Genomic DNA, 12,267 nt, shown 5'->3' with positions numbered 1-12,267 from the left:
CGAGCGACTTTTACTCGTTCTTGAGCAATTTCAGGATCATGGCGAGCGCTTTTTCGACGTGCTTAAGCGATTTCCGACGTGTGGGAGTGATTTTCTAATGATAGGAATCTGTAGTTTGAATCTATTCTTTCAAATAGATATACTTACAATACAAGTAATAATCAATGGAGAGGGGTGGCTTATGATGGGGCAACAAATTAAAGGAAAGACGGCGTATATTACAGGTGCTGGTAGCGGTATTGGAAGAGCAACTGCACTTGCTCTTGCTAAGGAAGGTGTTCATGTAGGCTTCATTGCGCGTACGGAAACCAAATTGGAAGCTGTTGCAAGAGAAGTAGAAACATATGGCGTTAATACCAGTTATGCTGTTGCTAATATAGCAAAGTTGGAAGAAGTAGAGGAAGCTGTTGCGAAGCTAGAAACGTCGCTTGGGTCTGCAGATATTTTAATAAATAATGCAGGTATTGGAGCATATGGCGATTTTCTAGAAATGGATCCAGAAACGTGGAAACAAACTATAGAAGTGAATGTTTTCGGTACGTATCACGTTACTCGCGCCGTCTTACCACATATGCTGAAGAAGAATCAAGGCGATATTATTATGATCTCTTCCAGTAACGGATTAAAAGGGACAGCAGGTTCGACTTCTTACAGCGCTTCCAAATTTGCCATTCAAGGTATGTCCGAAGCTTTAATGCAAGAAGTGCGCAGAAATAACATTCGCGTTTTCACATTAAATCCAAGCCTTGTTGCTACAGAGCTTGCTTTCGGCGAAAAGTTAGCGGAGAAAAATGACGATAAATACATGCAACCCGAAGATTTAGCTGAATACATGGTAGCCCAATTAAAATTGCATCCGAGAATGTTTATTAAACAGTCGTTACAATGGGCTACGAATCCGTTCTAAAAACCAAAACTGTTGCAGACGTTTAACAAAAACGATTTGCAACAGTTTTTATAATTTGCTTTTCGTTTCCTATTCAGAGACTTATAATTCTAATTATTGTAACGGTAACATCTTTTAACTCCAGTTAATTGGCATAACTAACCAGGGGTTTAGGCACCAGCTTAGATCTTCCCCTTCTTAAAGCATGAGTTGAAATAAAACTGCTGCTCTCGTCTTTTCTTTTGTAGTCTGAAAAAGAATTCAACTAGATTTAAGAAGCTTTTTTTAGATTTTTCAATGTAACTGTTTCCGCTTGCACTAATCGAGGAGCGCTAGCTAAAATTACCGCTAAAACAATAGCGCAAAAAACAAATGCACCTACAAAAGTCGTGCCATTGGCGATAAAAGAATAAACGAGTGGCGAAGTTCCCTTAGGAGCGTAATCCCCCCAGAAAATGACACCTGCAAGAAAATGCCAAAAATACCTTGCCATGCTGCCCACAAACACTGCTGCTACCCCCCATGTCAAGGCCACTTTTTTACGTCCATTTGCAAAACTTTTTTGAATGAATGGCGAGAGTAATCCTGCAAAACCAACGCTAGCAAAAGCAATAAAATATTCAATTAAAAATTGGGTCGGTGTGAGAATTGTTGCATCACCGAGCATCACCTGTAACAACCCCCATAAGAAACCCGCTAATATCCCTGCTAGCATCCCCCTCCGAAATGCAAGAATAAATATGGGTACCATAGCAAAAGAAATGGATATAGCTGGTGATAATTTAATGGAAGGAAGAAAATCCAAAATCATTGCGAATGCTGCAAAAAAAGCCGCCTCAACCATTACTAATAAGCGAATATTTTTCATTAAAAAAGCTCCCCTTTCACGGAAACCCCAAGGGAAGCATCATTGTTCGACGTAGTTGTTCATTTATTGTGTAGAAGGTAAATGCTTACAAATGCCCGCTTTACATACAGGATCTTCCTGCACCTAAATCGAACTAGCATTTTATGCATAAACCTAAACATTGTTGTCCACATCCCTACGCAAGTGCTAACTAAACAGGTTCAAAGGGTCTCAAACATTTCGTTTCATCTCAGCCAAATAGCTCCCCTTGTGGTTTCTATGTATATGATTTTCATCTATTATAAGCGATAAATTGTTCTTTGAACAGTTTTTAGATTCTTTATAAACCAAAAATTTTTTCAGCAACAAGCCGTGTTCACATAAATAGTCAGAAAAATAAAGCTAACTTCTTAAATTATTCTAGAGGTTGTGCAAATTTCTCAATTGGGGACGCATATTAAAACGTTTGTATCGATATGCGTATTTCATCAGTGCTTGCATTCCTATCGTCTAGGCGCCTTTTTTCTGATTCCAGCACCCTAGGACTTATCTTTAGTTTCAGAACTCCAATATCAAGCGTACGTTGTTTCTAACACGCACATATCCATTGTATTTCTAATTCCGGCACTCATATCGAGCGTGTTTCTTTCACCAGCGTTCGCATACCCTAGCCACCTGCACATATTCCTCATGTTGGAGATAGTTTTTCGACGTTAAAAAGACATGTCTCATATACGGATCAGTGACCTGTCAAAGTCAAAGAAGTATATCTAACATGTCTACATCTAGAGAGCAAGTGATGACTCATTTTCATGTACTTTAAATAAAGTTCGTTTGAAAGATATAGAAAGATAAAACGAGGATCCTCGTTATGTCATGTTGGTAGTATAGCCAAAAGAAAGAATCGTAGGTAGTTTGACATGGAGCTTGGCGAGCACAATTGATGAGCCAAACATGCTATCATGGACCGCTACTCCATGTAAAACCTCTTAAACTACCTGCCGCTTCCATACACTAGTGAAGATAAATACCTATTTATCAATCTATCTATCTTTGTAACGATCACTACTTCGTGTTTCATCGTACCAAGCAAATGTGTCGCCAAATCAGACAGATGAACCCAAAACTGTTCACAAGCAAAACAGCAGGCTCAAAAAGCAACAGCTTATGCTTTTTGAGCCATCACGCCTTGACAACATTCGACCTGCTGTTTTCTCACTCATTTGTACCTCAAATTCATTCTTTACCTTTTTATTAGTTTACACCAACGCGGTCCCACGCACGAGCAACTTCCTGAGCAGCGCTTTCCCCATACAAATCTTGAGCAGATTGAACGAGTGCTTGCCTTGCATCTTGGAAACTACTATTCGGCGTTAAATAGGTCGTTAATGCACGATAATAAACTTGTTCCGCCTTACTTACACCTATACCATGAACAGTGAAATAAGCCGCTTTATTCGGAATTCCACTATTAATATGAACTCCACCCCAATCACCGTCTCGGGTGTTTGGTAAATGTTGATAATCGTTCATATGATCTGGCTGATTATACCTTGTTGGGTTAGCTAAACTGCGTAGTGCATCCCCTTCAATACCAGGTGTATATACATCTTCACCAATTAACCAATCACCATCCACAAAATAGGCAAAAACATCAGCAAACGATTCATTTAACGCACCAGATTGGTTGGCGTAGACAAGATCAGCTGTTTCGTCAATCACTCCATGTGTAAGCTCATGAGCTACAATATCATTTGCACCAGATAACGGAGCAAAACTTCTTCCATCTCCATTACCGTAAATGATCTTATCACCAAGCCATGCTGCATTATTATAGTTGTTTCCATAATCAACTATCGACCGAATTGTCGAACCGTTGTCATCATAACTAACCCGACCAAATGTATTATAGTAATAATCAAATACTTGTCCAGCATGATAATGAGCATCAACAGCCGCCTGTTGTTCTTGATTCGTGAAACGATTATCTTCATCTTTCACATAAACACCTGGAAGATTTCTATCGCCTCTTCCTTGATTCGTGAACGTTTCAATGACGCCATTCATTCGTTTTGTCGTATCATAGAGATAATAGTCCCCTTGATGATAAAACGTATTTAACTGTCGCTGATGTCCAAGGACACCTATTCCACTTCCAGTAGAAGAAATTTCTTGCGCCTGATTGATCGCTTTTAAAACCTCTCCACTCTCTGCATTCACCCAAATATTCCAGTACGCTGGTTCCGGTTTGGCAAATTGAAGCTCTACGCGGTATGCTAACGTGTACTGTTTATCATCATCATGATAGACAACTAAATCAGCAGTTTCTTCCAGCGTATTAAACGTTTCTCCAGTTAATGATGCCATTTTTTTATCTGCTTCACTACGCTTTATATCAATGTGTTTCCATGCATTATTAATTGCTTGTTGTTTACTTAGTTTTTGTTTTTCTGTTAATTTTTCAGGAGCATTAGGATGAAACTCCCCGTTAATTGCTGTAATTTTTTTGTCTTTATTCACATGTACGGCAATTTTAGAATTATCTATTGGTATATTTTGAATTTTCGGTTTATAAATGTAATGAGTCATCCCTATATCATCTACATTAGATTCTATAAAATCTAGTTTTGTTTCCGAGTTAATTTTAAAGAGTTCTTTATTTTCTAGCAAAAACTTCCTTACATCTGCCTCTTTCGTCACTTTTCGTTCGGATAACTCTCCGTTAATAAACGAAGGCCCTTTTTGCTCATTTTCTTGCTCCCATTTCGTCTCAACATCTGAATTAATTTCCCATTCATCCCCTGAATCAGTAGCATAGGTTACCTGAGCATTACTTACAATTAATGTAGTAGCTAAGGTGATCAAACCCATTCGATGAAGCCATTTCTTTTGCATTTGCAATCACTCCTTTTTTGGAAACTATTGGTATTTCTTGTGGAATAATAGTATCGTAGATTGTATTATATGACAATGAATCAATTGGCTCATTCTCGGTTGAATGTTTAGGTATTAATACCTACAAAATTACTTAAAAAAGGCAAAACATAGACATTGATTAAAAATTAAATTACATAAAAAATGTCACTTATATAGGTTTTTTGGGGAGTTTTTCATATTCTTTATACTACATCGTTTCATGCTCTCCTTTCATATAAAAATGTTCTATTATAAAAGTATTAATCTATAAATAGCGTGACTTATTTTATATTTTATAATTACAAATACCTATTATTTGCACACACTCTGAATTAAAAATGTTTGATAAGTTAGTCTACTATGCATCAATTTGTGTTATCATAAACAACTTAAGGTATATAAATGGTCATTTTAGTTACTTATATTGAAACATGTTTGACTTTTTTCATTTTTCAATTGTTCCACCTACTTCCTTTTTCATTTTTTTATGCTATAATTTGGATTACAACACATGACATATAAGGTATTATCTTACATTTACTACGTAAGACTTTATAAATCTCTTAACAGTTCCGATATTCTAATTACTATGACTAACAATGAAAAGGTAGGCGATACAAATCTTATACTAGTTGAACTATGTAGAAATATGATTTTCCCTTTGTGTGTCCTTACGCACCAATTATCTCGTTCACTATTTAACAAAATGAGGCGCTTGCTAACTACAAAAAGGGTAAAATTAGAGATTTTGACTATGTCGGGGGTCTACGATGAGTTATAGAACTACACCATTAGAAGAAGGTATTAAAAATCTTTATATGAAACTAGGAATTACAGAACCAGAATATCCTATTGAAGAACTTGCGGTAAAATTAAACATTTATATAAGTTACCAAAAAAAACCTTGCCTACAACAAAGAGGAACCATATATTTAAACCCTTATTTGTCGAGTGAAAAACAGAAAGAACTATTTTTTTATGAATTATCACACGTCCTTCCACATGTAGGGATACAATTATTTATGCCAAAATTATTTAAAAGTTTGCAGGAACATAAAGCAAACTATATTGCTCTACATTTAGCAATACCAACCTTCATGTTACAAAAGGTAAATTTCCCTCTATATCATGAAGATGCAATTGCAAATGTTGCTAACCAATTTAAAGTAACAACTGAATTTTCACAAAAACGGTTACATGAATATAGAAATCAAGTAAATCAAAACTTAAACATTCTCTAATAGTTGTTCTAGAAGTTATCATTCTACAATGAATTAATTTAAACAAGATGTATTTATTTAAAATTCATAATTTAAAGACGTTTCGCAAGTCGAAGTAAAATTTTAAAAAGTTGTACTACATTTCAAAAAAATCGATGCGTCTATGAGGAAAGCGCATACCATGAAAATTTACAAGCCTCCTTTATTCTCCAGGTTGTGTAGATGGTTTTTTGACATAAATGCTTTTCCAATTAGATGCAGTAAACCGATAAGAGGAGGAATAACGTTGAAAAAAATAGGCTTAACTTTTATTGCATTAGGGGTTGTTTTTATTGTAAAGAAAGGGTTCTCATTGAAAGTAGAAGTAAAGCGAACATAACAAATACGATTTTGGTAAATCCAAGCTTACCGCTAAGCTTCCATGACACGATCCTTCGTTGTCTGTTAAAGTTCTATCCTTTTTATCGTGTAAAACTTTCATGAAAATGCAAAAAAGATGGGGCATAAACAAAACGTATTTAAGCACCATCTTTCCTTCATATATTACAGGCTCTTCTCCCCTTTTAATCATTTTAGAGTTGTAAAACACCTGCATATCTTGTCAATATTCCCTTCCTTCCAAATAAAACCACCTATATATTGCGCTCTAAAAAATCGGTTTTCTCTGCCCGCCCACCGACGAGCAGAAATACAGCCATCGATATACAACTCGAAACTTTTACAAATCGCTTGTCGAATAGAAAAAACCATGACTCGTGCTCGATATATCGTGATTCACACGATTATGTCTTCTATGGATATTTCCATGGACAGAAATGATGAGCGACTGTTCTTTCCAACCCTTTTCTATATCTTTAAGTTGGGGATTCTAGGTGACATCTCCGCTTACATGTAACCTATCCAGATCTTAAACAAACTCCCTAAATTATGTGTCACGTTTTTCTCAACATAGTTATAACCTCTATGCTTCTGGCTACACATACCCCCTATGAAAATTTTATACTTCCTCAAAGTAAAAAATAAGGGAAACCCCCTATAGTATGAGAAGCTATTCAATCGTACAATAAATATAGATATGAAAAATAACTTTGTAAAGCGAGGGGGAGACATATGTCCAAACATTATCAAGTTCTCATCGTAGGTGGCGGTACTGCTGGCATAACAGTTGCAGCTCAGCTGTTACATTACTCCAAACATTTCAAGCATAAAATAGCAATTATTGAACCAGCAGAAGAGCACTATTATCAACCTTTATGGACACTTGTCGGGGCAGGTGTTTCTAATATCGAGACGACAAAACGATCCATGGAAAGTGTTATACCAGAAGGGGCAGACTGGATTCAGGAAGAAGTGGTTTCCTTTGATCCAACAAATAACAACGTTTACACCAAAGAAGGCAACCATATTCAATATGACTACCTTGTTGTTGCAGCAGGGATTGACATTAACTGGCGAGCAATAAAAGGTTTACCAGAAACGTTAGGGAAAAATGGCGTTTGCAGTAATTACGCTTATGAACACGCAACTTATACATGGGAAGTTATTCGTAACTTCACAAGCGGAAATGCCATATTTACGCATCCAAACTCACCAGTGAAGTGCGGTGGAGCACCACAAAAAATTATGTATCTTGCAGAAGAATCTTTTCAAAAAACCGGTGTTCGGGATCAAGCAAATGTACTATTTTATTCGGCGAACCCTGCCATTTTTGATGTTCAAAAATACCGTAATGCCTTAGAAAAAGTCATTGACCGAAAGCAGATTCAACCACACTTTCGTCATCATTTAATTGAAGTACGTGGCGAAGAAAAAGTAGCCGTTTTCGAATCATTAGAAACTGGCGAGCAACAAACCGTATCCTTCTCCATGTTACATGTTACGCCACCAATGCAAGCACCATCTTTTATTAAGGATAGCCCAATTGCAGACGATGGAGGCTGGGTGAATGTGCACCCGTATACGTTACAACATACTCAATATGCGAATATTTTCGGCATTGGTGATTGTAGTAATTTACCGACATCGAAAACCGGAGCCGCGATTCGTAAACAGGCACCTGTTGTGGTGCAAAATATTATTTCTTCGATAAAGGAAAAACCGCTTGCAGCAACTTATGACGGGTACAGCTCTTGCCCACTTGTAACAGGGTATAATAGCTTAATTTTAGCCGAATTTGATTATAATAAAAATCCACAAGAATCGATGCCATTTAACCAAGCAGTAGAGAGAAAAAGTATGTATTTATTCAAAAAAGATTTCTTGCCAATTATGTATTGGGATGGCATGTTAAAAGGAATTATGTAAACGGAGAAGGGGGATGAAACAATGCCGCATACAGCTATCCATTCAGATGATAATAAAGACCTTCTTCATGAGTTAAAACAGCCGGAAATCCATCAAGCTTTAACGGGTATTATTCATCGGTTACCTGAAATCGAACGCACGTTACAATCGCTAGAGCAAATGACACAATTTTCGATGCATGTCACAAAAGACCAAACTACGATGAAAGCTTTAGAGGAACGATTGCAGTTATCCAGAGTCGATGAAGAATCATTGGAAGCGCTTATCGCTTTATTAGCCAAACTTCCTACTATACTAGAAATGGTCGAGCAAATAGAAAAGATTGCCTTGTTTATCAAACATGTTGTCCATGATGAACAATCCATGGAACAAATAAAAACATCGATTGCAGAGCTTCCGTTCGTACAGCAACAGAAGGAAGTAAAAGATTTCTTCGAAGCAGTTCAAACGAGACACAAATCGATCGAGCAACACATTTCTATTTTTACCATTATCAAATGGATGAAAGAACCTCATGTACAAAAATATTTAAAATATATGCAAGCTACTTTAGACGTTTTAAAAGCGAAAAAATAATCTAGTGCTGACGTTAAATTAAGCAGTAAATATTAAAAATCAACGTGCTTTCAACAAGTCTTATTTAAATATGAGATATAAAAAGGAGTTGTCTATCATGTTATTACAATATTTTTATGATGATAAGTTAGCCCAAGCATCCTATTTGGTCGGATGCCAAGCAAAAGGAGAAGCGGTTGTTGTTGATCCAGCTCGTAACATAGAAGCATATTTATCTACTGCTGAAAAAGAAGGATTGAAAATTGTAGGTGCGCTAGAAACACATATTCACGCTGACTATGTATCTGGTGCTAGGGAAATTGCTGATCGCGTCGGTGCTACCTTGTACGTCTCCGATGAAGGGGATGCAAATTGGAAATATGAAAACCTTGATAGCTTTTCTTATAAACTACTAAAAGATGGCGATACAATTACACTTGGTAATTTAACGTTTAAAGTCATGCATACACCAGGGCATACACCAGAGAGTATCTCCTTCTTACTAACGGATGGCGGCGCTAATGCCGACGAACCGATCGGCATTTTCACAGGGGATTTTGTGTTTGTCGGAGATGTCGGTCGCCCTGACTTACTAGAAAAAGCTGCTGGCGTGCAAGGAACGAGTGAACCTGGCGCAAGAGACATGTTCCATTCATTAGAACGATTTAAGCAGTTACCGGATTTTTTACAAGTTTGGCCAGCACACGGAGCTGGTAGTGCATGTGGAAAGTCGCTCGGAGCAGTTCCATCTTCTACCGTCGGCTATGAAAAACGATTTAATTGGGCGTTACAGCACGAGAATGAAACGGACTTTATAAAAGCATTACTGGAAGGACAACCGGAGCCGCCTGTCTACTTTGCGATTATGAAGCATGTTAATAAAGTAGGACCAGCAATCCTTCGCGATCTGGAAAAACCAGAAGTTATAACTGATGGAAACCAAATTGAAACACTCTTAAATGATGGAGCACAGGTTTTGGATACACGTGAAGCAGGAGCATTTAGCCAGCAACATATACCAGGTACGATCAACATTCCATTTAACCCGTCATTTACAAATTGGGCTGGATGGCTCATCAATTATGACGAACCTTTATATTTGTTATGTGATCCAAATCAAACGGATGACATATTAACTGCCCTTCGCTCCATTGGAATTGATTTAGTTAGAGGATTTATGGATGCGGAGCAAGCTATCAAACAAGCGAAAAATCTAGAATCGTATGCAAATATCTCACCACAAGAAGCGAAACAATTACTAAAAACAGAAGCTGTCACGTTCATTGATGTTCGCAATCAATCGGAGTGGGATGAAGGGCATATCGAAGGTGCAAAACACATCATGCTTGGGACATTAAAGAATCGCCTTGACGAAGTTCCAAATAATGGCACGATTCTCCTTACATGTCAGTCAGGTGGTCGTTCTGCAATTGGAGCGAGCTTATTACAAGCTAAAGGGTATAAACAGATACAAAACATAACAGGCGGATATACTGCTTGGACGGAGCAAGATAGCTAAGCGAAAGAGAACGGAACACGAAGGTAACGGGGGTATGCTGGAAAAGAGTAGCCCCCTTTTCCAAATACTTATTCATGACGGAAGGTTTCGTTTGGTTGATACAAACATATACTCCTATCGCGCTTTGAATATACCAATCTAATCATTGACTCCCTTACTAAATCATTGGCTTGTACAATAACATACAAGCATAGATGCAGAAAAGAGGAAAGTCATCGCCTATAATGAAAGGAGAAGTGCTACTATTTTTTGTACGTAAAGGGGGTAATCGCCGTGTGTTCCATTCAATATGAGAATAAATATTTACATCAAATCTTCGAAAACATTCAAGATGGGATCATAATTATGGATCAGAGTCGTAAAATTTTAGCTATGAATCCTTCTGCAAAGAAATTAACAGGCTGGTTATTACATGATCGTGTACCGTATTGTTCTTTTTGTGAAACGCGGTTGTTACAAGGAAATGAAAATAAATGTTATTTAATTGCGCATGATGAAGTGCCTTATTTTCTTTCTGATATGCCGACGTATCATGGTAAAAAAATTAATGTGGAAATGAGCACCGCATTAATGTTCCACGATGCTACAACACATGAAAAAGAGTATTTACTTGTCTTACGCGACCAATCTCTCATGCAAAAAGAAAAAGAAGCACAACTCTCAAAAAAAATGATCCAAAAATTAATTGAAGCAAAAGAAAATGAGCATAAGCGGCTTGCCCAAGAGCTTCATGACGGGGTTGGTCAAGCACTCTACAGTATTTCTGTCGCTTTACAAGCCATTGAATCCTTTGTAAATGATACGCGAATTCAAAGCTATGTCGATGAAGTGCAAGATGAACTAAATCACGTGATGAACGATATTAAAGCCTATTCTTATCAACTACGGCCCCAGAGTATTGATCGTTTGGGATTAGTTGCAACGATACAAGGGCTTATGCATACATTAGAAAAAAGTAATCCAAACATTACGATTACTTTCACCACCACCTTAAAAAATCGACTTCCTTCTTTAATGGAGATTAATTTATACCGAGTTATTCAAGAAGCCTTACACAACACGATTAAATATGCGAACGCGACACAAGTTGTCATTGAACTTATAGACATGCCTCATAAACTAGAATTAACCATACGAGATAACGGAAAAGGGTTTGATACAAGCAAACGTTCCATGGGATTAGGCCTAAAACATATGGAAGAACGAGTGAATTTACTTCGAGGTACATTTCAAATTGCTTCTGAGTTACAACAAGGTACCATTATTCGTGCATCAGTCCCAAAGGAGGATCACCTTCTATGATTCGTGTATGCATTGTAGATGATCATCGGTTAATTCGTCGAGGACTTCAGTTATTGCTCGAAGCTTATCCGGATATTCAAGTTGTTGGCGAAGCAGAAGATGGAGACGAAGCGATACAGCTCATGCATCAATTGGAAGTTGATGTTATGTTAATGGACGTATCCATGCCTAATGGGATAGATGGATTTACAGCTTCTGAAGTTATCTTACAAAACCACAAACATGTCCATATTGTTCTTTTAACGATGCATGATGAAGAAGTATACATACAAAAGGCCATTCAACTCGATATTGGGGGATACATTTTAAAAAATAGTAAAGGCAACGAATTACATGAAGCCATACATGCCGTTCATCGTGGTGAAAAATACTATAAAGTAGGCTTACCTGAAGATCAAATCGCTAAATTATTTAAACATAGCAAAAAAGATTATTCGATTTTATCTGTTAGGGAAAAAGAAATTGTTCGACTTACTGTGCTTGGCTATACAAATAAACAAATGTCGCAACGTTTATTTATTAGTCCAAAAACAGTGGAAAACCACAAAGCAAATATTATGCACAAACTCGAGTTAAAATGTAAATCTGAATTAATCCAATACGGTCTAACGAATCATTATCACACAATATAGTTGTTTATTTTTTGTATAAAGTAAACCTTCAATCAGAGGGGGGCCGAAGTTTCTCTCTTCCCACACTGATTGTTAGGTGAACGAAA

The 12,267-nt window shown here is 37.1% G+C and carries 9 protein-coding genes and 1 riboswitch; of the genes, 7 read left to right on the top strand and 2 right to left on the bottom strand.

Annotated features, from left to right (window positions below; genetic code table 11):
• Positions 1-184 precede the first annotated feature (184 nt).
• Positions 185-907 (top strand): 3-ketoacyl-ACP reductase, encoded by a 723-nt coding sequence (locus BUB45_RS06420; RefSeq protein WP_073006492.1) that lies wholly within the window; start codon positions 185-187, stop codon positions 905-907.
• A gap of 250 nt (positions 908-1,157) precedes the next feature.
• Here BUB45_RS06420 and thiT read toward each other — a convergent pair whose 3' ends face one another.
• Positions 1,158-1,754: an energy-coupled thiamine transporter ThiT gene (gene thiT, locus BUB45_RS06415; RefSeq protein ID WP_073006490.1), complete on the bottom strand. Its 597-nt coding sequence runs from the start codon at positions 1,752-1,754 to the stop codon at positions 1,158-1,160.
• Between the two features lie 155 nt (positions 1,755-1,909).
• Positions 1,910-2,012, bottom strand: a riboswitch (TPP riboswitch).
• A 975-nt stretch (positions 2,013-2,987) separates the two neighbouring features.
• On the bottom strand, positions 2,988-4,628 hold the full coding sequence (locus tag BUB45_RS06410) for a M4 family metallopeptidase (RefSeq protein ID WP_244527669.1): 1,641 nt from the start codon (positions 4,626-4,628) through the stop codon (positions 2,988-2,990).
• A gap of 791 nt (positions 4,629-5,419) precedes the next feature.
• Here BUB45_RS06410 and BUB45_RS06405 point away from each other — a divergent pair.
• The 6 genes from BUB45_RS06405 to BUB45_RS06380 all read left to right on the top strand — a co-directional run bounded on the left by BUB45_RS06405 (position 5,420) and on the right by BUB45_RS06380 (position 12,181).
• Positions 5,420-5,890, top strand: a complete 471-nt coding sequence (locus tag BUB45_RS06405) for an ImmA/IrrE family metallo-endopeptidase (RefSeq protein WP_073006488.1) — start codon at positions 5,420-5,422, stop codon at positions 5,888-5,890.
• Positions 5,891-6,979: 1,089 nt separating this feature from the next.
• Positions 6,980-8,173, top strand: coding sequence for an NAD(P)/FAD-dependent oxidoreductase (locus BUB45_RS06400; RefSeq protein WP_073006486.1), 1,194 nt, complete (start codon positions 6,980-6,982; stop codon positions 8,171-8,173).
• A gap of 21 nt (positions 8,174-8,194) precedes the next feature.
• On the top strand, positions 8,195-8,749 hold the full coding sequence (locus BUB45_RS06395) for a hypothetical protein (RefSeq protein WP_073006484.1): 555 nt from the start codon (positions 8,195-8,197) through the stop codon (positions 8,747-8,749).
• A 97-nt stretch (positions 8,750-8,846) separates the two neighbouring features.
• Positions 8,847-10,247, top strand: a complete 1,401-nt coding sequence (locus tag BUB45_RS06390; RefSeq protein ID WP_073006482.1) for a rhodanese-like domain-containing protein — start codon at positions 8,847-8,849, stop codon at positions 10,245-10,247.
• Between the two features lie 273 nt (positions 10,248-10,520).
• The gene (locus tag BUB45_RS06385; RefSeq protein ID WP_244527668.1) at positions 10,521-11,549 is read left to right on the top strand and encodes an ATP-binding protein; all 1,029 of its coding nucleotides are present in this window, start codon (positions 10,521-10,523) and stop codon (positions 11,547-11,549) included.
• On the top strand, positions 11,546-12,181 hold the full coding sequence (locus BUB45_RS06380) for a response regulator transcription factor (RefSeq protein ID WP_073006471.1): 636 nt from the start codon (positions 11,546-11,548) through the stop codon (positions 12,179-12,181). The genes BUB45_RS06385 and BUB45_RS06380 overlap by 4 nt, the downstream gene beginning before the upstream one ends.
• Positions 12,182-12,267 lie beyond the last annotated feature (86 nt).

It is taken from the genome of Virgibacillus chiguensis (assembly GCF_900129865.1).
Classification (GTDB): domain Bacteria; phylum Bacillota; class Bacilli; order Bacillales; family Amphibacillaceae; genus Virgibacillus; species Virgibacillus chiguensis.
Note: the sequence above shows the minus strand (reverse complement) of the source record. Positions and strands in the feature narration are given on the sequence as shown.

Bases quoted from the DNA above. Each gene is read 5' to 3' on its own strand.
- BUB45_RS06420 (WP_073006492.1), top strand. From the start codon at position 185: ATGGGGCAACAAATTAAAGGAAAGACGGCGTATATTACAGGTGCTGGT.
- thiT (WP_073006490.1), bottom strand. From the start codon at position 1,754: ATGAAAAATATTCGCTTATTAGTAATGGTTGAGGCGGCTTTTTTTGCA.
- BUB45_RS06410 (WP_244527669.1), bottom strand. From the start codon at position 4,628: ATGCAAAAGAAATGGCTTCATCGAATGGGTTTGATCACCTTAGCTACT.
- BUB45_RS06405 (WP_073006488.1), top strand. From the start codon at position 5,420: ATGAGTTATAGAACTACACCATTAGAAGAAGGTATTAAAAATCTTTAT.
- BUB45_RS06400 (WP_073006486.1), top strand. From the start codon at position 6,980: ATGTCCAAACATTATCAAGTTCTCATCGTAGGTGGCGGTACTGCTGGC.
- BUB45_RS06395 (WP_073006484.1), top strand. From the start codon at position 8,195: ATGCCGCATACAGCTATCCATTCAGATGATAATAAAGACCTTCTTCAT.
- BUB45_RS06390 (WP_073006482.1), top strand. From the start codon at position 8,847: ATGTTATTACAATATTTTTATGATGATAAGTTAGCCCAAGCATCCTAT.
- BUB45_RS06380 (WP_073006471.1), top strand. From the start codon at position 11,546: ATGATTCGTGTATGCATTGTAGATGATCATCGGTTAATTCGTCGAGGA.